This window comes from Lysinibacillus odysseyi 34hs-1 = NBRC 100172 (assembly GCF_001591965.1).
In the GTDB taxonomy this organism is placed as follows: Bacteria; Bacillota; Bacilli; order Bacillales_A; family Planococcaceae; genus Lysinibacillus_B; species Lysinibacillus_B odysseyi.
On the sequence record NZ_BCVX01000007.1, the window covers coordinates 14,573 to 34,454 of the forward strand.

The following is a 19,882-nucleotide window of genomic DNA, read 5'->3' on the forward strand; positions in this document are numbered from 1 at the left end:
TTTCGAGCGGAGCTAGAGTCCAAAATGGAGGGAAAAATGAAACGACTAATTATTTTATGTTTACTGTTGCTCTCCGGCTGTTCGGGCGGAGGCTTTCAATCAGTGAGCCAGGTTATACCTGAAGGCAAGCCGGCAGAAAAGGAAATAATGGACGCCCATGTTAAAATCTATAGTGTCGCAGGGAGTACAGATGGTGTCGTATTTTTAGCGGACCAGCGAGATAAATGGATTGTGACGGAGGCGTCTGTCTTTAGGGATCACCCGAAAACGCTAGTTCTAACAAGTGAGGGACAGCAGGTAGAGGGTGAACTGCAGGCATTTAATATAGAAAAGAATATTGCTATCGTACATATACGTAACAGTGCAGAGACAAAAGCGATTGAACAGGAGGATCAGCAGTTCTTAGAGGATATGCTGAAATCGGACAAACTGACTTCTGAGGATAGGTATAGGCTGCATGAAGCATTTAAAGTTGGTGATGCACCGAAAAAGTACGATATGACTGTACTGGAGGACTATGAGAAGTCGACCTTCACTTATAACCCTGATGCGATTGAACATTTTATCCTTACATTTAATACAGCGTTTAATCAATATGTAAAAAACGGTGACTTTTCTTTAATAGAAACGTATATTTTACCGGATTTACTAAAAGAGGCACTGCAAAAAGAGGAAGCGCGGCTTTTAATAGAGGATATGAAGATAACAGAAATCGGGCAATCAGGTTTTGAATGGGTTGTAAAAGGTGAAACAGCTTCATACGCCATTACTTATAAAGTAAATCGAGTTAATGGCCGCTTTTATGTAACGTCGATTTTTATAGATAAATAATTTTATTATGTAAACTGTTTTGATCGAAGGAGGGACTGGCTTGATACAAAAAGCAACGGAATTATTACAACAATATTTTGGCTATCCATCGTTTCGAGAGGGGCAGCAGCAGGCGATCGCATCTGTGCTGGCAGGGAATGACACGCTTGTTATTATGCCAACCGGAGGAGGGAAATCCCTATGCTATCAGGTTCCGGCACTTACATTGCCTGGCACAACGCTCGTTATTTCCCCTCTTATTTCGCTTATGAAGGATCAGGTGGATATGCTTCAGGCAAGCGGGATCAATGCTGCCTTTATCAATAGTTCCCTGAGCTATGAGGAAGCAGAAGCTGTATTATACAAGGCAAGAATGGGTGAGTTGAAATTACTGTATATTGCCCCTGAACGACTAGAGAACGAAGCGTTTTGTATGACACTTGCCCATTTACAGGTGCCGCTCATTGCCATTGATGAAGCACATTGTATCTCCCAATGGGGCCATGACTTCCGGCCAAGCTACCGCATCGTTAATCGGATCAAGGATTTATGGACTGTTTCCCCGACAATCGTGGCATTGACTGCCACTGCTACTCCCCATGTGAGACAGGATATATGCAATCTGCTGGATATTACGGAGGAACATACATTCATTACTGGTTTCAGCCGTCCAAATTTGACGTTTTCTGTGCTGCGGGGAGAAAATCGAGATCAATATATTATGAATTATGTGGGAAACAATAAGCAGGATGCCGGAATTATATATTGCGCCACGCGTAAAGCGGTAGAGCATATATACACATTGCTGCTAAAAAAAGGCATAAAGGTAGGGAAGTACCACGGCGGGCTCGGTGATGAGGAACGGACAAATATGCAACAAAAGTTTCTTGACGATGAACTGGTCGTGATGGTTGCAACAAATGCCTTCGGAATGGGAATTAATAAGACGAATGTTCGCTATGTCATCCATTATCAGATGCCGCGGAATATGGAAAGCTATTATCAGGAGGCAGGTCGGGCTGGCCGTGACGGGCTGCCAAGTGATTGCATTTTGCTCTATTCTTCAAGTGATGAGCAGACACAGCGGTTTTTAATAGATCAGGCTCAGGATCGCACACGAATCCCTTTGGAGCTGACGAAGCTGCAGGAAATGATCGATTACTGTCATACAGAGGATTGCTTACAAAATTATATAACACGCTATTTTGGCGAAGAAACAATGGTACTATGCGGCAAATGCAACCGATGTATCGATGATCGCCCGCAAATTGATATGACAGTGGAAGCCCAGAAAGTATTGTCCTGCGTTGTCAGAATGGGACAGAAATTTGGCAAGGTACTTATCAGCCAGGTACTCGCCGGGTCAAACAATAAAAAAGTGCAGGAATTTGGCTTTAACAAACTTCCAACATACGGAGTGTTAAAGGAAATGAATGCAAAGGAAATCGCCCATTTTATTGAATTTTGTATAGCGGAAAAACTGCTGGCGGTAAGTAACGGACAATTCCCTACAATATTCATGACGGAACAGGGAAAAGAAGTGCTGATGGGGAAACGGAAGGTGTTACGCCGCAGTGCGCCTGTCGTAAAAGCAATATCAGATGAGGATCCGTTATTTGAGCATCTGCGAAATATACGAAAAGAAATTTCAACAAACGAAGGGGTTCCGCCGTATGTTGTCTTTTCAGATAAGACATTAAAGGAGTTAAGTGCTAAGCGCCCGACAACGCCGGAAGATTTTTTAGCGATCAACGGGGTAGGCGCAAACAAGCTCGAAAAATATGGCGAGTCCTTTATAGAAGCCATTTCAAATTGGGAACTCGAAAAAAGCTATCCATAAGGGTAAGGCTGTCCAAAAGTAACTTCTTATTGGACAGCCTTTTTTGTTCATTACTTACCAGCAAGAATTCCAGCTGCGGCTGCTAAATCGATATAAGATGATTCTTATCGCAAAAAGAGCACCTTATTCCATTTACCCCCGGTTTTATAGGATTTAACCGCGAATTTAATAAAAAAACCCGCGAATCTCTTTCTACAATGAAATATTCCCATAAGTGGAACCTTTTAGAGGGAAGAAAGTCCATTAACAAGGAATAGGAAAGGTTAACCAAAAGCAGAAGGGGGGAAGCGTATTGATTAGCTTCACAACCATAATTATAGGAATCGCAGGCGGTATCCTGCTAGCAGGGGTATTTGTAGGAATCCTTATTTCTACTAAAAACAAAAGTGAATGGAATAAGCCGAGTATGGGTGTTAGCCTGAGTATTCTTTTGCAGGTGCTTATCCTCTTATTGTTTTTCTCTAGTCTTCTTCCGAAAATACCGGAAACTTTGATTACCGTGTTGTGGTGGGGAGCTGTGTTGTTTGGCGGGTTCTTTGCGGTAAAGGATTTTAAAAATAATGCGGTCTACTCCTTAGTTGTTCTAGTGGTGAGCGGTATAATGGCGGTTTTTGGATCTTTTATTTATCTAATTTCCTGTATGTAAATACGGATAATCTAATTATGTAAACTAAAAAATGCCGTAAAAAAACTGCCCGAAAAAACGGGCAGTATGTTTACTTCCAATGCTGCTGTAAGAATTCATCGCGTCCTGACTTTTCACGGTCTTTTTTGTAATGCTCAGATTCTTTTTTATAGTAGTCTTGGTGGTAATCTTCGGCGATGTAAAATACTTCTGCATCGCGGATTTCTGTGACGATCGTCTTTTTAAAACGGCCGCTCGCAGCAAGGTTTTCTTTTGATTTTTCGGCTTTTTTCCGCTGGTCTTCTCCATGAACAAAAATAGCTGTTTTGTAAGATTCACCACGATCATGGAACTGGCCGCCGTCATCTGTTGGATCAATTTGCATCCAATAAATATCTAATAGCTGCTCGTAACTAAAAATAGAAGGATCAAACTCGATTTGTACAACCTCCAAGTGACCTGATGTTCCTTTTTTTACATCTTCATATGAAGGGTTTTCTATATGTCCTCCCATATACCCGCTCGTTACTTTATGTATACCATCCCATTGATCAAAGGGTTTTACCATGCACCAAAAACACCCGCCTGCAAATGTTGCCTTCTCCATAATAGACACCTCCTGAAAAATATCATTATTGTAGCATGGCAGCACGTTTATATACAATGAATTAGTTTGGCAAAAAAATCGGCAAATATATGCCGTGCGTAGTATAATGTATGCACGATAATAGGAAACATAATAAGATAGTAGTGCGTCCAATAGGTGAGTAATGAAAAGGAGTTTTATTTATGGAAGATCAGAATCAACGCCGTTACAAAAAAAGAAAAATGCGAAAAGGCCGTGTTTTTCTTACAGTCTTGCTGCTTCTCGTTTTAGCGGTAGGCTTTTACGGCTACAGCCAATACAAGGCCGGCCTGAAATTAGCGGGCGATGCCAAGCCAAGTGGAGAAGTAGAGGATTTTGTACCAGATGAGAAAGACGGGGAAACGGTTAATTACCTGTTGCTTGGAATCGATACACGTGGAGAGGAACAGTCACGTTCTGATACGATGATGCTTGTTTCATGGCAGAAAAAGACGGATGAAATAAAGCTTGTATCGTTTATGCGTGATATTTACGCAGATATTCCTGATTACGGTCATTACAAATTAAACACGGCTTATTATCTGGGTGGTGTCCAGTTGGCAAAGGATACTATTACACAGATGTTCGATGTACCGATTCATCACTACGCACTTATTGACTTTAAGAGCTTTGAATCACTCATTGACATCATGGCTCCGGACGGGGTGGAAATGGATGTGGAAAAGGACATGTCCGCTCATATAGGTGTAAACTTAACACAAGGGCAGCATAAATTAAATGGTCAGGAGCTGCTTGGATATGCACGATTCCGCCACGATGCTGAAGGAGACTTCGGCCGGGTGGCGCGTCAGCAGAAAGTAATCGAAGCGCTGAAAAATGAACTGCTCTCTGTTGGAAATACTAAGAACCTGCCGAAGCTGGTTGGGGCTGCACAAGGGTATGTTACAACAGATGTCACTTCAAAAGACCAGTTAAAAACGGTGCTTAGCATGGCGGTGAGTGGTGTTGATGTAACGAAAATGACGATTCCTGCAGAAGGAACATATTCAGACCAGCGAGTTAGCGGCCTCGGGTTAGTACTCGCTATCGATCAAGAGACTAATAAACAGCTGCTCCGGGACTTTTTAGAAGGTAAGTAGAGTAAAATCATACAAGATATAATAATTAGTGATACAATATAAATAATAATCAGAGAGTTTATCGGGGTGGTTTTTTGGAACAGGATAGTCAGAAAGAGCACTTACCGCAAGAGAAGTCCCACTTCTTCTCTACGCGGTTCATCCGCTTTCTTGGCGGAAAGAATTTATTATTCTTATTAATTATCACTTTATTGCTTGGCTGCGTCATTTTTATCTTTGATAAAATCGCATTTATTTTCCAGCCGATTCAGGTTTTGTTTGAAGTCGTTATTTTACCAGGGGTGCTCGGGGTCATTCTTTATTATCTGCTGCGACCATTCCTGCGGATTTTGATGCGATGGAAAGTACCGCGGATTTGGGCAATTGTTATTATTTTTGTCGGGCTGATCAGCTTGATTACAATTTTGATTTTATTAGTTTTCCCATTCCTCCGCGATCAGTTTACAAATTTGCTGCAGGAATTCCCGATTTATTTTATGTCACTGCTTGATGATGTCATCGCTTTTATAAATAATTCGCGGATCAATGAATATTTGGCGAATGCCAATATAGAATATGATAAAGTACTGGTGAATATTACGGACAATTTGACGACAACTGTTAAAGATACTGCAACGTCCTTGGCGACAAATGTAGCTTCAGGTCTGACAGGAGTTGTAACAACATTAACGGGGATTTTGCTTTCCCTTGCGATTGTGCCGTTCATTTTATTCTATCTATTATGGGAAGGCGAGAAAATGCCACACTTCATCGTTCGCTTATTCCCGCCGCGCATGCGTAAATTTGTGGATGATATAATGGGTGATATGGACAATCAAATTAGCTCCTATATCCAAGGGCAGATTTTAGTATCCATTTGTATCGGTATAATGGTTACTATCGGATTCTTTATTATCAAACTGCCTTATGCACTTCTTTTAGGGGCTTTAGCAATGGTGACAAGTGTTGTTCCTTATTTAGGACCAGTAATCGCGATTACTCCGGCACTAATCATCGCTATTGTAACTAATCCTTTTATGCTTATCAAGGTTGGAATTGTTTGGACGGTCGTGCAATTAATAGAAGGGAAGTTTATTTCTCCGCAAATTATGGGTAAATCTTTAAGTATACACCCGATTACCATTATTTTTGTCCTGTTGACAGCAGGGTCTCTGTTTGGTGTATTCGGGGTTATCCTTGGTATCCCTTCATATGCGCTATTAAAAGTAATTGTTCAGCATTTTTATCAGTTATTCAAACAGCGTTATAATAAGTTCCAGTTAAAATCAGAAGACCAATACGAAGATATTCACTAATCGGTAGCTTAAGCTGCCGATTTTCTATAAAAGGGGATGAAAAGCATGATAAACAAGTGGTTTACAACAATGGAATGCAATGGAGTAAAGGTTGACACGATTGTCGATAAAACGGACTTAGTTGAAGGCGAAATCCTGACCGGCAAGGTTTATGTGGCAGCAGATTCAGACGTTGAAAAAATTGACTGTATTGTTCTGCGCGTAGTAAAACGAGCAGGGGGTTCGACCCAGATTATCGGCAAATCTTCAGTAGAGCTTGTAGGAAGTGTTCATACAAAAGGCTCAGAATTTGTGGACTTTGAAATTATTCCAGATGATCGCTGGGCATGTGAAGAGGCAGATGAAATTATTTTCCAAACGGTCCTCGTCATGGGTGACGGAACGGAAATCGAGGATGAAGGTGTTATTACATATACATTTTTAGAGGATTAAAAAGACGTGGCCGGGAGTGCCACGTCTACTTGAGAAGCTACTTAAACAGTAGCTTCTTTTTTTATAGCCATATGAGAAAGCCTTTGCACGGCCTGGGTAAGTTTTTCGGCATCCTGCACAAGCGCGAGGCGCATATAACCTTCACCCGCAGAACCAAAAGCTGTACCAGGTACCATAACAACACCCGTTTGTTTAATCGCTTCAAAGGCAACGGATTTACTGTCAAGATCATAAGGGTGCTTTGCCCAAACAAACATCCCTCCGCTGCTTGGAGCGACTTCCCAGCCGATGGAAGTGAGGCCTTCCATTAATGCTTTATGGCGTGCTGCAAAAGTAATACGGAGATTAGCAGTAATTTCTTCTGCATGATCTAACGCTTTTGCAGCTACTAACTGGATAGGCTCGAAAATACCGAAGTCAAGGTTCGATTTTAATTGTTTTAACAGGGAAACCATTTCAGCATTACCGACAATATAAGCGATCCGCGTGCCAGCAAGGCTAAAGCTTTTTGACAAGGAATTAATTTCTAAGCCTACCTCCTTCGCACCTGGAGTAGCAAGGAAGCTAAGTGGGGCATCACCTTCAAAATAAAATTCTGAATAAGCTGCATCATGCAGGACGATAATATTGTATTTTTTTGCAAATGCAACAACCTCTGAAAAGTACTCAGTCGATGGCATGGCCGGAACGGGATTACCTGGCAGATTTAAAATAAGCAGTTTCGCTTTTTGTGCGATTTCTTCCGGAACGGTAGAAAGGTCAGGAAGATAGCCGTTTTCTTTTGTTAAAGGCATGTAATAGGGCTCAGCGCCAGCGAGGTGGATTCCCGCATCATAAGCGACGTATGCCGGATTCGTTGTTAGTACAATATCACCAGGATCGCAGAATGCCACAGGAAGGTGGACAAGCCCTTCTTGGGAACCGATCGTTTGTATGACTTCTGTAGAAGGGTCTAACACAACTTGATTTACTCGTTTATAGTAACGGCTTACGGCTTCATTAAATACTTGGACACCTGTTAATGTATAGCCGTAAGATGTTTCCAGCTTTGTTAGTTCAGACATCATTTCCCGCAGGAAGGCGGCCGGAGGAATATCTGGACTTCCAAGACTTAAATCAATTAACTCCATACCTTTTGCTTGTTGTTCTCGCGCACACTGTTTTAAATCACCAAATATGGACGGCGCAAATAGGGACATTTTTTGTGATGGTTGAACTTTCAAAGTAAACACTCCTAAATAATAAAATATAACTTACATTGTACCATAACAGTATTAGCAGAAAATATGAATTTCAGAAAATAGAATCTTTTCATGCTATAAAGCGAATTTTTACTACAATGAAGGAATTTATGCAAAAATTAGTTCGGCAATCTTCTTTTTATCGTTTACACTGAAGGAAGGGATGGTGAGGTAGATGAAAATATATTCTTTGAGTGGTCCGAGCGGCACAGGGAAAAGCACATCAGCATTAGAATTTGCACATCAGAAAAAAATAGAAGGCATTATAGATGATGGACTGCTCATTGTAAACGGAGAAAAACGCGCGGGCATAAGTGCAAAGTTTGAGAAAAATACGATCAAAGCGGTGCGTCGGGCTATATTTCACGACGACGGCCATCGGGAAGCTGTTCTTAAAGCGCTTAAAGAGGCAGATTTATCCTCACTTCTTATCATTGGTACAAGTGATAAGATGACAAAACGGATTGCAGAACGTCTTGGTATAGGACCGATTCTTCACTTCTATTATATTACAGATATCCGGACATCTCAGGAAATCCAATTAGCACGCTTTATCCGTGAAACCCAGGGAAAACATGTTATGCCAATACCGGTAAGACAAGTAGAGCAGAATTTCTTTAAACGTTTTATTCAAAAAGGAAAAGAAATTGTTTTTAATAAGAGAAAAATAGGAGAGACGACGATTGTACGTCCGGATTTCCATCATGAGATTATTGAGATCTCTAAAATAGTATATGTGCAGCTGCTCGATTATGAGCTAAAAGAGAATGAATTTGTCGTACGGTCTGATATTTTAAAGCTATCAGTAGAATTAATCCCGGCTATAACGATTGAAATCTCACTCAAGGCACCAGTTACATATAATGTACCTCATGTGCTTCATAACCTCCAGAACCGGATTTCTGAAGCTTTTCTTCTTCATTTCGGGATTGCTCCCGAAGAAATAAATATCGTTGTGAGAGGAATACGTTAAAGAATCGGATGCTTGAAAGGCTGTAGCTATCCACACATATAGAAAGGCTGACTAGAAAATGAATCTTTCTGGTCAGCCCTTTTTTCTCAATTATAATCTACTAATAAAATCTCTGCGCACAGTAGTATTAACATCAAACATTTTCGCTGCGAAGGAAGTGCCCACACGCAAATTTTCAGTCATCCATTGCAGCTTATTCCGGTTTACGTTTAAATTCCGGCTGGCGTTTCTCGACAAACGCCCGTACCCCCTCTGAGAAATCGGTTTGTGAGACGAATGGTGTGGAGCTTTGCCAAAGGGCGGGTGTGGAATCGGTACATTCACGAACCGAACGCTTAACAGCGGCTAAGGAATCCGGGGACATGCCGGCAACCAGTTTACCCATGCGGATCGCAAATCGGTTCAGATCTTTTTCGGCTACTAAATAGTTTAACATGCCTGCCTTATATGCTTCGTCTGCCTTGTACATGCGCCCTGTAAATACAAAGTCCTTTGTCGCACTAGGTCCTACTAAATCGACAAGACGCTTTGCGAACTTATTGTTTAATGTAATGCCCAGCTTACCGACAGGGATTCCCATCTTTGCTTTGTCCGAGCCAATACGGATATCACAAGCCAAAGCAAGTTCAAGACCGGCACCCATTGCTGGTCCATTAATCACCCCGATAACAGGAAGAGGAAGATTTTCAATCGTGGAAATCGTTTTTTCCATATGTATGAAAGCTTCCTCCGCTTTCTCTAATGAAATGGAATGAAACTCTTTTATATCAGATCCAGCTGTAAAGTTTTCCCCGGATCCTCGTAATATTAATACTTTGTTTTTTGGATTTTCCAATGTTTGCAGCGCAATTTTTGCCAGCTGATCCCACATGTTTGCCGTCAATGCATTCTTTAACTGTGGTCGATGAATAGTAATGATAGCAAGACCGGCAGTTTCCTGATAGATAATCTTCGCTTCTTCAGCTTCCAATCGAGTCGTTCGTACCTGCATGATTTATCCCCCTGTAATCAAATTATTTCTATTATATACTACAATAATAATATCACGTACAATTTATCGAATATTCAAGCAAAAAATTTCTAATTAGTTCAATTTAATGGCTCTGTTACAGTACAGAATGCCATCTTATTTCTCCATAATAGCACAAAACCAAAATATTCTACTCGATTGCTAAAGAGTGGAATTTTAGAATGTAAAATAATTGACAAATTAGACATATTATCCGACAATATAAATTGTAATTAAACTAACACATACGCCCTTACCCAAACAACAAACAAATAAACACACGCAAGCCACTAAGGAGGTAACACAATTGGCAAATCATTATACTGAAGCGTTTCGTGCTTTTTTACAAGGGTTGAATAAATCTAGGCACACGATCAAACAGTATGTAAATGATGCGAAGCAGTTTGAGAAATTTTTAGATGAAGAGTCATACAGGGAGAACTTTTCTGCTGGATTGAAAGCGTATATTGACCAATTGCATACTAAGTATAATACCGCAAATTCCATTAATCGTAAGCTTGCAGCAATGCGCTCGTATTTGGAATTTCTCTACAGCAGAAAGTATATTAAGGCGTATGACGAATCAGTATTAGAACCTGTAGCAAAGCAGAAGCCGAAGCTGTCTGCTTTAACAGACAAAGAATTGAGAGGCGTGCTGAATTGCTGGCATCAAATGTATGAAATTGCTGAAACAGATGAAAACGCATGGCTTGCTATGAGAAACCTGGCTATCACGTATACGATTGCTATTCTCGGTATTAAACCCGCAGAGCTTGTTAAAATGAAATGGTCTCATATTAACGAAGAAGAAATGAACATAAAGATCATGGAGCGTCTGTCATATCGTACGTTAGAACTCCCTGCTGATCTATTGGCTGTTCTTCTTCAATACAAGCAGGAAACGGAACTGTTTTTTCCACAGCTTGAAGCAGTTGATGAAATGTGGCTCGGCGTGGGCAACAAGCTTGGAGAACCAATTACCGTCAAAACGGTGGAACGTGTTTTTCTTCAGCTTTCAAAGCTGCTGGGCTTTAAAGTAACATGCACAAATTTGCGCTACACAGTTATTGAAACATATATGAAGCAGCAGAAAGATGAAGAGCTATTTGCCAAATTCGGATATGCACGTAAGGGAGTGCTTATAGAAAGGCACAAGCGACTGCTAAAGGAGGAACAATAGTATGGACATCAGCTTAATGGAAGCATATATTATAGAGACGTTAAAAGAAAATGGCATTTCTTTAGAAGAAACAGAGCGCCGTATTGCAGAGGATCAGCTCGCTGAGTGGCAAGAGCAATATAAAATGGATTTCACTCTTTTAAAGAGATTAGAGCCTCAACAATTGCGTGATGCTTTTTCCGGTAAGTACCGTATCAAGTTTGTGACAATCAATGGATTGAAAAATTTATTGCGCATGCGATTCGATATTCAAGCTAATCATTATATGGAAGTGGAAAACGGTTTGTTGAACTTGTCGATTAACAAAACAATCGAGGAACAAATTCGGGGAATGCTTTCTTCAAACTGGACGATTACTCGTGCAGGAGATGAAATTTCTATTTTAGTTGAGGGGTAAAGCAATGGAACTGTTACTTGCAGTCATCATTTTTTTCATTGTTCTCGCTATATTATGGGCGATTGCCAAGAAATTAATTAAATTTGCTATCATCATCTTTATTTTTTATATCCTCTATCAATTATTTCTGAATATAGCTGGCGGATTATAAAAATTAAACATGTATTCAATCATACCTGGGATGGACATATGACTATATCACCGTCCTCACAGCAAAAGGGGGTGTCCGAGAATTTTTTCACGGACACCCCCTTTGATATGGAATGAGAATTAAGAGAATTGAAATTGGACAGACTACTTCTACAGCAATAGGTATAAGCTGTCATACTGATGCCTGATACTTAAACTTCTACCGCCGTCATTTTCCCAACGATCAATATCCCATTCATCATATATATTTTCACTATGGGGAAGTGAGCAGATGATTAGTAGTGGTTTTTGCATGTAAGTACCCTTAATGATTTTACCATCATCCTTTTATAAAAATTTGCTAGCTATTTCTATAATATGTATAAATGAGTTTTTAGTTCATGGATTAACATGAACGTTTTATACGGATTAAGTATAGCTTAACTTTTTTTATTTCAGGGTAGATAAAAGGTAAAGAATGAGGAGGCGTTGCCGTTGAATCCAATGTACGCAGTCGGACTGCTGTTTTCCTTTATCATCTTCATTTTAGGAATGCTTTTCTCTCCTGATATACCCGTGCTGTATTTCATAGGCATTATAGGCCTCGCCGCTACGGCCTATTGTGTGACAAGAATTATTTCCGACTTATATAGAAGTCTACATCAGTGAATACTAGCCCATATAGCTGCATGAAAAACAAGAGGATTAGTTATGTCCTCTTGTTTTTTATAGGTTATAGCAAATAAAAATATTGTTTATAGTGGTTTGAGCAGGGAAATTATCAACTATATAAAGGGTAAAAGGAGCGATTCATACAATGAAAAAAACCGTTGCAGAAGTGATATTGAAACAGCTTTCCTACTACGGGGTTAAAAGAATATACGGCGTAACAGGAGATGCGATTATTGGTCTCCTTGATGCGATAGCAAAACAGGATGAAATTGAGTTCATTTCGGTAAGACACGAATCCGTAGCTGCTTTTATGGCTTCTGCAGAGGCAAAGTTGACCGGCAAAATCGCAGTATGTACAGCGACTATGGGCCCTGGGGCTACAAATCTGTTGAACGGTCTTGGAGATGCGTATTCAGATAAAGCGCCTGTATTAGTCATAACTGGACAGGCACCTACAGATAAAATTGGTACTGATTTTCAGCAATATGTCGATCAGCAGGAATTGTTCAGACCCTTTGCTGCCTATTCTGCCAACCTCGCAAGTGAAAATGCTGTAGTTGATATTATGCAAAAGGCTGCACAAGTATCTTTACAGCAGCGTGCCGTTTCGCATATATCAATACCGAAAGATTTATTTAAAATGGAAACAACTGCAGAGGCAAAGCCTTTACCGACAGTGTTAAAAGGCACTTTTTCTTTTGACGTTCAAGAATTAGAAGAAGTGATATCGGTGATGAATAATGCCAAAAAGCCGATGATTCTAGCGGGGGCCGGTGCAGAAAAAGCCGCGCCAACGATTGTACAGCTAGCTAAACAATGGGGGGCCGGCATTCTTTATAGCCTAGGAGGAAAAGGGATCTTCCCAAATTCTACAGAGCATTTGCTACAAGGAATTGGCGAGGGAGGCAACCCTTATGCAAAGAATGTATTTAAAGAGGCAGATGTTGTGCTTGTAGCCGGGGCAACATGGTGGCCAGATGGTTATGTACCCGAGAATGCAAAGATTATTGTTATTGATCTTCATATTGAGAATGCAAATAGACGAATGACAATCGACTTTGGCATAAAAGGTGATACTCAGCAAATCATACCTTTATTGTTAAAGGGAATTGCCGATCACATGCCGAATAATGAATGGGTTGAGCTTATTAACCAGACAAAGGAAAAATGGGAGAATGACAACGAATCTGAAGGTCTTGTAAATGGATTCCCCGTCCATCCATCCCGAATTGTCCGTGCTTTGGAACGTGTAGTAGAAGAGGATGCAATCATTGCATTGGATACTGGGAACGTAACTGTATGGATGAACCGAAACTTCCGGCAAAGTAATCAGAAGATTTTATTTTCAGGGTACTGGCGTTCCATGGGGTTTGGTTTACCGGCAGCATTGGCAGCAAAATTAACCTGCCCGCATAAGCAGGTAGTAGCGGTTGTTGGAGATGGCGGAATTCAGATGACATTAGCAGATTTATTGACGGCCTCCCAACATAAAATCGATATTACGGTTGTCGTCTTTAATAATGGTTCACTACAGATGGAAAATGATAAAATTCAGGCAGGAGGAGATGAAGAGGAAGGGACACAAATGTTGAATCCGAATTTTGCCAACCTGGCGCTTGCCTGCGGATGGAGAGGTTATCAAATTGAAGAGGGGCAGGAAATGGAAATGATTTTGGAAGAAGCAATTCGTATTAAAGGCCCAACGCTCGTTGATATATTTACAGAACAGGCCTTCTTCCCTGAAACAGAAGCATAAATAAAATAGCCGTATCAGGTTGATGCGGCTTATACATACTATTGCTTCTTTTCTTATCCTATGGATTAGGAAGCACATAAAGATTATAAGGAAGTGAGCTGAAAAATGCCAAATAAACAACAACTCCTGAGTAGATGCAATGAATAAATCGAAAATTTATATATTAATGGTCGGTATTATGTTCTTTTGGGGAATGAATGTTGTCGCACTGAAATTACTTGTTTCTTTTTTTAATCCATTGACTATGACAGCTTTTCGTATTTTTCTCGCAGCCCTCACTGTCATATTCATCATAATAAGGTTCAAAAAATTCAGGTGGCTGAACTGGCAGGAATGGAAATGGGTAATCCTTGCAAGTCTCCTTGGCGTTGTCATTCATCATATGATGCTTGCTACAGGAATGGCGCATACATCTGCCGTTAAAACAAGTATTATCGTAGGGTTCAGCCCACTTGTTACAGCGATTTTTGCCGTTTTATTTCGCTTCAGCCGCTTTTCCTTCCCGCAATTTATGGGGTTCGTAATAGGCGCTTTCGGTGTAGTAATGGCTGTGCTAAATGATGGAGCAGTAGGGAAACAGCTGGAATGGGGAGATATAGTCGTGTTCCTGTCTATTGTTTCGCAGGCACTGAGCTTTTTAGTCATACGGAAAATATCATCGGATGTAGACAGTTTTCTGCTGACAGGCTACATGCTTTTTACCGGATCAATTCTATTATTGCTCAGCAGTTTGGTGCTGAATCCGAAGAGTTGGGGAGAGCTGATAGGAGCACCGGTAGAATACTATTTACTCCTTATAGGTTCAGCTGTTCTTGCGACGGCTATTGGCCAAACTGGTTACAACTATGCTATATCACAAATTGGCGCGGCAGAAACAGCTATTTTCGGTAACTTTAATACGATTTTCGCACTGATTGGTACGTCAGCTTTTTTGCGGGAGGTCATACGAGCTAGCCAACTGGTCGGCTGCCTGTTTATAATTATTGGCGTATTATTAGGAACTGGTGCTTTACAGGAGATTCTACTAAAGAGGCGGAAAGCAAAGGAACAGATTTAAAACCCAAAGCCGTTTATCGGCTTTGGGTTTAGTTAGCTTACTTGTTGATTTGCGGCAGCTTCCTGCTTCGTATACAAAATGGCAAGGAGGATAATAGCAAGCAGTATACCGATGCTGCCTAGGATAACTGCTACTGGCTGAAGAGTAAATAATTCTGCTAAAGTCCCTAATAAAAACGTAAACAGTATTTGTACTGTGCTTTGCATTATAAGCGCAACACTCCCGAACCTTCCCATTATTTCAGGCGGCACATTTTTTTGGTAAAAAGAATCGTATCCAGCATTACTAAATGCCATGAAGAAACCTAGCAGCACAAAGCATGTAATGGCAAGCCATAGAGTGTTGGAAGCATAAAAAACAGTATAAAAAATCATCGTTAATGAAAAACCGAAGCCAATATAGGCTTTTAATGAAAATTTAACCACTGCAGCAGCAGCTGCCAATCCCCCGGTGATTGCTCCAATGCCGGTTAAGCTGAGAATAAGCCCGTAAACACTTTCCGAGGCGCCTAAATTTTGCTTAATGAAGGTTACTTCTTGTGAATCCAGTGAAAAAGCGATCATTAAGGCAAGCTGATAGACAATATAAATCGTAATGAAACGATGTTCATGCCTGGCAAACTGAAACACAGTTAAAAAATCCTCTTTCAGCATTCGGAATGATAATGGCTCCCGCACCTTTTCAGACTGCTCATCCACATCTGGCAAATAAGAGATAACGAGGGCACATACAAAGAATGTGAAGCTGTTTATCCAAATGGCTATAGCAGGATTGAACAAATAAATGAGAGCCCCTGACAAAGCGGGGCCTACCATAAATGCGCCGGAATTAAAGGAACCAAGTAGAGCATTGAAGCGTGTCCGGTCATCTTCTTTTACAAATTTCGTAATGTAATATGTACTGCTGGGACCGAAGAAGCTGCTGGCTATATTCGTTAGAAATAGAATGGTATAGATTAGCCAAAGCGATTGCATGAAAGGCAGGAAAATAATCAGCCCTCCACGGAAAATATCTGTGGCAATCATTAGTTTTCGTTTGTTTACCCGGTCAATCAAGGAACCAGCGAAAAAGCTGGTCACAATCCTTGCAATTGGTCCAACGATAAAAATACCGGCAACCGCTGCTGCTGAGTTGGTCAAATTTAAAATGTAGACATTCAGGGCAACGAGGTAAATCCAATTTCCAAGATTAGAAAAACCAAAGCCCCCAATCAATAGTCGGTAATTCCGCCAAAATTTCATTTTACCCTCCTTTTGAAAAGAAATGCTTTCTAATTTGAAATATATGTATTAAGCTGGTCCTCTCACTATTGTAAATTATTTGGATATATAAAACATGATAGGGGAGGACCATTTTTATCCTATTTTTGAACAACAAAATAACGACGGCTATTCACTATATACAGCAATTAAAAATATTTACTTGTTGACAATCCCAGAATTCTCCTCTAATATAATTTGAAATTAGATGCAATCAAATTCGATGAAAAAGAAAGTAGTTTATTTCTTTTCGAAAAGCGAGTCGGGGAATGGTGTGAGCCTGATGCGAAAGAATAAATGAAACGCACTTTGGAGAAGATTCCTGAACACTAGTAGGGAATTCCGGGGAGTCACCTCGTTAACAATGGAAAGTGGCTGCAATTTGCGGCAACTAGAGTGGTACCACGGGAACTATGCTCTCGTCTCTATTTGGAGACGGGGGCTTTTTTATTTGGGAGGGATCAGGATGCAAGAGCAGATTATAAGGGATTTAGAACAGGCTTTAGAAGGGCAGCTAAATTTTCAGGAGATAGATGAACTTCTTGAAAAGCCAAAGTATGATCATTTAGGAGATGTCGCGTTTCCATGTTTTTCACTTGCAAAGAAGCTGCGGAAATCTCCGCAAATAATTGCTGCTGAAGTAGCAGGGAAACTGCAGAAGAAATTATATAAGGATGTACAGCCGGTTGGCGGTTACATTAATATTTATTATAAGCAGGAGAATGAGATCAACCGCATTCTTAATCGCATTCTCAATGAACAAAAGAACTATGGAAGTAAGCATGCAGTAAATGCAAATGTAGTCATTGATTTTTCAAGCCCAAATATCGCAAAGCCATTTTCCATGGGGCATCTGCGTTCTACGGTTATCGGCAATGCGCTGGCCAATCTAGCTGAAAAAAATGGTTTCCAGGCGATACGAATTAATCATCTCGGGGATTGGGGAACGCAGTTTGGCAAGCTGATCGTTGCATACAAACTGTGGGGTGACAGGGAAGCAATCGCATCTTCGCCCATTGAAGAACTGCTGAAAATCTATGTGAAGTTTCATGAAGAGGCGGAAAAACAACCGGAGCTGAATGATTTGGCGAGACAGGCATTTAAGGGCCTCGAAGAAACAGATGAGGAAGCAACGGAACTTTGGAAATGGTTTAGAGAAGTATCTCTGGCCGAATTTACGAAAGTGTATGAACAGCTTGGTATTTCATTTGACTCCTATCATGGGGAAGCCTTCTATAATGACAAGATGGAGCCAGCCATACAAGAATTAAAGGAAAAGGGGCTGCTTGTTGAGTCGGACGGAGCATACGTAGTAGAAGTAGAGGACATGCCGCCATGTCTCATCACGAAAAAAGACGGGGCGACACTTTATGCGACACGTGACCTTGCAGCTGCCATGTATCGCTGGCAAGAGTACGAGCCGGCAAAATTCCTGTATGTTGTAGGAAATGAACAATCACTTCATTTTAATCAGCTGTTTGCTGTTATCCAGAAAATGGGATATGGATGGTCTGAGCGGTTAATGCATGTTCCGTTTGGCATGGTGCTGAAAGACGGGAAAAAGATGTCGACAAGAAAAGGGAAAGTTGTTCTATTAACAGATGTCCTTTCAGAAACAATCGAAATGGCAAAGAAAAATATTGAACTAAAAAACCCTACTCTTGAGGAGAAGGAAAAGATAGCGGAATATGTTGGTGTAGGAGCTGTGATTTTCAATGATCTAAAAAACCACCGAATGAATGATATCGAATTTTCCATCGAGCAGATGCTGAATTTCGAAGGAGAAACAGGACCGTATATTCAGTATACATTTGCTCGGATTTCTTCCTTATTATATAGAGCACAATATAGACCTGGATATATGGAATTTGCTTCTTTAGGTGAGGCTGCCTGGCCGGCTATTCTGCTATTAGATGAATTCCCTAAGACAGTAGAAGAAGCCTATGACCAGGCTGATCCATCATTGGTGGCAAAATACGCGCTTCGTCTTGCAAGAGCCTATAATAAATATTATGCAAAAATAAAAGTGTTGGCCGATGATGAAGCAAAACAGCAAAGGCTGGCATTCAGCTGCTGTGTAGCGATTGTATTGGAGGAGGCACTTCGACTTTTAGGAATGAAGGCTCCGAAGAATATGTAATATAGGAAACGGAAAGTTCCTATGAGGGTAATATTTCCATTCCCGTTGTATTTGGAATTGTTATGTAGTAAACTCTTATTAACCAATGGTCAATAAGAGGTGTATAATGACAGCAAGGAAAAAATTAGAAAACGAATTAACAAAAGAAATGATTATTCATGAGGCCCATCGACATTTTATAGCGCATGATTATTCTAAAGTTTCTATGAGAGAGATTGCAAAAGAACTCGGGTGTACACATGGTGCGATTTATTATCACTTCAAAAATAAAGCAGATTTGTTTTATGCAGTAGTGGAGCATTATTTTAATGAATTAAATCTCATATTAAGTGAATGTGTTTTTCAGGAAGGAAATCCCACGGAAAAAGCAAGGAATGTATTGATAGAATTTATCAAGTTCGGTTTGGATCATCAGAGTCAATATAATTATATGTTTATGAAGCAGGATGAAGAAATTGATCCATTGAGACAAAATGCTTCAATTGAAAGTTTACATCAATTTACGAAAACGATTCAGAAGTTGTATAACGAACAATTGCCTAACGAGGAAATATTCTATATTTTCGTCTCTATGCATGGATTTGTTTCCCACTACGCAGGAAGGGTCGAAAATTTCGAAGAGGCCAGGGAAGCAGCTGAAAGATTTACTCAATATTTGATAAGAGCTCTAGAAAAATACTAGAGCTCTTTTCTCACATGCAATTGACCATTGGTTAATAATGAATAGGAATGGAGCATGTTTGTATGTTATTAATTTATTTAGTACTCATTTATCTGGCACTTTATATCGTCATTTGGCTACATGAAGCAGGGCATGGACTAGTACTATATCGTTATAAATGTAAGGAAAACCCTTTTCAAGTACATGTGCCGTTTTCTATCTTCTTCTCGACACCCGCCCCTTATAACCTGGAAAAGGAAGATACCTTATCTAAGACGCAGCAATATCATATTGGAATGGCGGGAATTGCTGTCAATCTCCTTTTTGGTGTGCCGCTTGCTGTATATCTGTTGTTAGCAGATAGGGGATTCAGCAGCTTAAGCTTTTTTCTTTTTGCTTTTACTATTTTTCATCTTCTTGAAGCAGCAAGCTACCTTCTGATTAATAATATTTTTCTGTCAGGGGATATGGTCAGTGTGCAGAAGTATAAACCTTGGCTTAGAATACCGTATTTTGGCATAGGTTTGCTAACGCTTTATATAACGGTGCTTTTAGTAATGAATAGTCCTGAGGAATGGAGACCTTTATTCGTTATAGCTTCCGTGTCTATGATAATTTGTACAGCTGTTGGAAGAGTGATTTTTAATATTATGAATAAACGTAAGCTGGTGAAATGACTTC

At 40.3% G+C, this 19,882-nt stretch carries 21 protein-coding genes and 1 other annotated feature; of the genes, 16 read left to right on the forward strand and 5 right to left on the reverse strand.

What is annotated here, in order from left to right; all coding sequences use genetic code 11:
* Positions 1-36: 36 nt before the first annotated feature.
* From BOD01S_RS12320 to BOD01S_RS12330, 3 genes are all read left to right on the forward strand, one after another.
* The gene (locus tag BOD01S_RS12320; RefSeq protein ID WP_036158876.1) at positions 37-831 is read left to right on the forward strand and encodes a hypothetical protein; all 795 of its coding nucleotides are present in this window, start codon (positions 37-39) and stop codon (positions 829-831) included.
* Between the two features lie 40 nt (positions 832-871).
* Positions 872-2,650: a DNA helicase RecQ gene (gene recQ / locus BOD01S_RS12325; RefSeq protein ID WP_036158878.1), complete on the forward strand. Its 1,779-nt coding sequence runs from the start codon at positions 872-874 to the stop codon at positions 2,648-2,650.
* Positions 2,651-2,942: 292 nt separating this feature from the next.
* Positions 2,943-3,296, forward strand: coding sequence for a hypothetical protein (locus tag BOD01S_RS12330; RefSeq protein WP_036158881.1), 354 nt, complete (start codon positions 2,943-2,945; stop codon positions 3,294-3,296).
* Between the two features lie 70 nt (positions 3,297-3,366).
* On the opposite strand, the gene msrA is transcribed toward BOD01S_RS12330, so the two are convergent.
* Positions 3,367-3,882 carry a peptide-methionine (S)-S-oxide reductase MsrA gene (msrA, locus tag BOD01S_RS12335; protein ID WP_036158882.1) on the reverse strand — a complete coding sequence of 172 codons (516 nt, stop codon included), beginning with the start codon at positions 3,880-3,882 and terminating at the stop codon, positions 3,367-3,369.
* A 182-nt stretch (positions 3,883-4,064) separates the two neighbouring features.
* On the opposite strand from msrA, the gene BOD01S_RS12340 reads away from it, so the two are divergent.
* The 3 genes from BOD01S_RS12340 (at position 4,065) to BOD01S_RS12350 (ending at position 6,727) form a co-directional block, all read left to right on the forward strand.
* Positions 4,065-5,000, forward strand: a complete 936-nt coding sequence (locus tag BOD01S_RS12340; RefSeq protein WP_036158885.1) for an LCP family protein — start codon at positions 4,065-4,067, stop codon at positions 4,998-5,000.
* Between the two features lie 74 nt (positions 5,001-5,074).
* The gene (locus BOD01S_RS12345) at positions 5,075-6,295 is read left to right on the forward strand and encodes an AI-2E family transporter (protein WP_036158886.1); all 1,221 of its coding nucleotides are present in this window, start codon (positions 5,075-5,077) and stop codon (positions 6,293-6,295) included.
* A 45-nt stretch (positions 6,296-6,340) separates the two neighbouring features.
* The gene (locus BOD01S_RS12350) at positions 6,341-6,727 is read left to right on the forward strand and encodes a sporulation protein (RefSeq protein ID WP_036158888.1); all 387 of its coding nucleotides are present in this window, start codon (positions 6,341-6,343) and stop codon (positions 6,725-6,727) included.
* A gap of 41 nt (positions 6,728-6,768) precedes the next feature.
* On the opposite strand, the gene BOD01S_RS12355 is transcribed toward BOD01S_RS12350, so the two are convergent.
* Positions 6,769-7,950: an aminotransferase class I/II-fold pyridoxal phosphate-dependent enzyme gene (locus BOD01S_RS12355; protein WP_036158890.1), complete on the reverse strand. Its 1,182-nt coding sequence runs from the start codon at positions 7,948-7,950 to the stop codon at positions 6,769-6,771.
* Positions 7,951-8,143: 193 nt separating this feature from the next.
* On the opposite strand from BOD01S_RS12355, the gene BOD01S_RS12360 reads away from it, so the two are divergent.
* Positions 8,144-8,941: a nucleoside/nucleotide kinase family protein gene (locus BOD01S_RS12360; RefSeq protein WP_036158892.1), complete on the forward strand. Its 798-nt coding sequence runs from the start codon at positions 8,144-8,146 to the stop codon at positions 8,939-8,941.
* Between the two features lie 193 nt (positions 8,942-9,134).
* Here the strand turns inward: BOD01S_RS12360 and BOD01S_RS12365 are convergent, their stop codons facing one another.
* Positions 9,135-9,932 (reverse strand): enoyl-CoA hydratase/isomerase family protein, encoded by a 798-nt coding sequence (locus BOD01S_RS12365; protein ID WP_036158894.1) that lies wholly within the window; start codon positions 9,930-9,932, stop codon positions 9,135-9,137.
* A gap of 325 nt (positions 9,933-10,257) precedes the next feature.
* Here BOD01S_RS12365 and BOD01S_RS12370 point away from each other — a divergent pair, with 325 nt between their 5' ends.
* The 3 genes from BOD01S_RS12370 to BOD01S_RS23000 are packed head-to-tail and all read left to right on the forward strand — an operon-like array spanning position 10,258 to position 11,678.
* Positions 10,258-11,130 carry a tyrosine-type recombinase/integrase gene (locus BOD01S_RS12370; RefSeq protein ID WP_036158896.1) on the forward strand — a complete coding sequence of 291 codons (873 nt, stop codon included), beginning with the start codon at positions 10,258-10,260 and terminating at the stop codon, positions 11,128-11,130.
* 1 nt (position 11,131) lies between these two features.
* Complete coding sequence (locus BOD01S_RS12375; RefSeq protein WP_036158898.1) at positions 11,132-11,527, forward strand: hypothetical protein; 396 nt, start codon at positions 11,132-11,134, stop codon at positions 11,525-11,527.
* A 4-nt stretch (positions 11,528-11,531) separates the two neighbouring features.
* Positions 11,532-11,678, forward strand: a complete 147-nt coding sequence (locus tag BOD01S_RS23000) for a hypothetical protein (protein ID WP_156117068.1) — start codon at positions 11,532-11,534, stop codon at positions 11,676-11,678.
* A 149-nt stretch (positions 11,679-11,827) separates the two neighbouring features.
* On the opposite strand, the gene BOD01S_RS23340 is transcribed toward BOD01S_RS23000, so the two are convergent.
* Positions 11,828-11,971: a hypothetical protein gene (locus BOD01S_RS23340; RefSeq protein ID WP_169745642.1), complete on the reverse strand. Its 144-nt coding sequence runs from the start codon at positions 11,969-11,971 to the stop codon at positions 11,828-11,830.
* A gap of 180 nt (positions 11,972-12,151) precedes the next feature.
* On the opposite strand from BOD01S_RS23340, the gene BOD01S_RS23005 reads away from it, so the two are divergent.
* From BOD01S_RS23005 to BOD01S_RS12385, 3 genes are all read left to right on the forward strand, one after another.
* Positions 12,152-12,325: a hypothetical protein gene (locus BOD01S_RS23005; RefSeq protein WP_156117069.1), complete on the forward strand. Its 174-nt coding sequence runs from the start codon at positions 12,152-12,154 to the stop codon at positions 12,323-12,325.
* A gap of 148 nt (positions 12,326-12,473) precedes the next feature.
* Positions 12,474-14,084 (forward strand): thiamine pyrophosphate-binding protein, encoded by a 1,611-nt coding sequence (locus tag BOD01S_RS12380; RefSeq protein WP_036158900.1) that lies wholly within the window; start codon positions 12,474-12,476, stop codon positions 14,082-14,084.
* Between the two features lie 139 nt (positions 14,085-14,223).
* Positions 14,224-15,141 carry a DMT family transporter gene (locus BOD01S_RS12385; protein WP_036158902.1) on the forward strand — a complete coding sequence of 306 codons (918 nt, stop codon included), beginning with the start codon at positions 14,224-14,226 and terminating at the stop codon, positions 15,139-15,141.
* A 32-nt stretch (positions 15,142-15,173) separates the two neighbouring features.
* Here the strand turns inward: BOD01S_RS12385 and BOD01S_RS12390 are convergent, their stop codons facing one another.
* Positions 15,174-16,382 (reverse strand): MFS transporter, encoded by a 1,209-nt coding sequence (locus tag BOD01S_RS12390; RefSeq protein WP_036158904.1) that lies wholly within the window; start codon positions 16,380-16,382, stop codon positions 15,174-15,176.
* 232 nt (positions 16,383-16,614) lie between these two features.
* Positions 16,615-16,830: a binding site (T-box leader), on the forward strand.
* Between the two features lie 36 nt (positions 16,831-16,866).
* On the opposite strand from BOD01S_RS12390, the gene argS reads away from it, so the two are divergent.
* The 3 genes from argS (at position 16,867) to BOD01S_RS12405 (ending at position 19,878) form a co-directional block, all read left to right on the forward strand.
* Entirely contained in the window at positions 16,867-18,540 is a 1,674-nt protein-coding gene (gene argS, locus BOD01S_RS12395) for an arginine--tRNA ligase (RefSeq protein ID WP_036158905.1), read from the forward strand.
* 106 nt (positions 18,541-18,646) lie between these two features.
* Positions 18,647-19,222 (forward strand): TetR/AcrR family transcriptional regulator, encoded by a 576-nt coding sequence (locus tag BOD01S_RS12400; RefSeq protein WP_036158907.1) that lies wholly within the window; start codon positions 18,647-18,649, stop codon positions 19,220-19,222.
* Positions 19,223-19,284: 62 nt separating this feature from the next.
* Entirely contained in the window at positions 19,285-19,878 is a 594-nt protein-coding gene (locus tag BOD01S_RS12405; protein WP_036158908.1) for a hypothetical protein, read from the forward strand.
* Positions 19,879-19,882: the final 4 nt, after the last annotated feature.

What these genes read in the sequence shown, in the direction of transcription:
- BOD01S_RS12400 (WP_036158907.1), top strand. Translation starts at nt 18,647, where the DNA reads ATGACAGCAAGGAAAAAATTAGAAAACGAATTAACAAAAGAAATGATT.
- BOD01S_RS12340 (WP_036158885.1), top strand. Translation starts at nt 4,065, where the DNA reads ATGGAAGATCAGAATCAACGCCGTTACAAAAAAAGAAAAATGCGAAAA.
- BOD01S_RS12380 (WP_036158900.1), top strand. Translation starts at nt 12,474, where the DNA reads ATGAAAAAAACCGTTGCAGAAGTGATATTGAAACAGCTTTCCTACTAC.
- BOD01S_RS23000 (WP_156117068.1), top strand. Translation starts at nt 11,532, where the DNA reads ATGGAACTGTTACTTGCAGTCATCATTTTTTTCATTGTTCTCGCTATA.
- BOD01S_RS12360 (WP_036158892.1), top strand. Translation starts at nt 8,144, where the DNA reads ATGAAAATATATTCTTTGAGTGGTCCGAGCGGCACAGGGAAAAGCACA.
- BOD01S_RS12385 (WP_036158902.1), top strand. Translation starts at nt 14,224, where the DNA reads ATGAATAAATCGAAAATTTATATATTAATGGTCGGTATTATGTTCTTT.
- BOD01S_RS12375 (WP_036158898.1), top strand. Translation starts at nt 11,132, where the DNA reads ATGGACATCAGCTTAATGGAAGCATATATTATAGAGACGTTAAAAGAA.
- BOD01S_RS23340 (WP_169745642.1), bottom strand. Translation starts at nt 11,971, where the DNA reads ATGCAAAAACCACTACTAATCATCTGCTCACTTCCCCATAGTGAAAAT.
- BOD01S_RS12320 (WP_036158876.1), top strand. Translation starts at nt 37, where the DNA reads ATGAAACGACTAATTATTTTATGTTTACTGTTGCTCTCCGGCTGTTCG.
- BOD01S_RS12365 (WP_036158894.1), bottom strand. Translation starts at nt 9,932, where the DNA reads ATGCAGGTACGAACGACTCGATTGGAAGCTGAAGAAGCGAAGATTATC.
- argS (WP_036158905.1), top strand. Translation starts at nt 16,867, where the DNA reads ATGCAAGAGCAGATTATAAGGGATTTAGAACAGGCTTTAGAAGGGCAG.
- msrA (WP_036158882.1), bottom strand. Translation starts at nt 3,882, where the DNA reads ATGGAGAAGGCAACATTTGCAGGCGGGTGTTTTTGGTGCATGGTAAAA.
- BOD01S_RS12350 (WP_036158888.1), top strand. Translation starts at nt 6,341, where the DNA reads ATGATAAACAAGTGGTTTACAACAATGGAATGCAATGGAGTAAAGGTT.
- BOD01S_RS12405 (WP_036158908.1), top strand. Translation starts at nt 19,285, where the DNA reads ATGTTATTAATTTATTTAGTACTCATTTATCTGGCACTTTATATCGTC.
- BOD01S_RS12390 (WP_036158904.1), bottom strand. Translation starts at nt 16,382, where the DNA reads ATGAAATTTTGGCGGAATTACCGACTATTGATTGGGGGCTTTGGTTTT.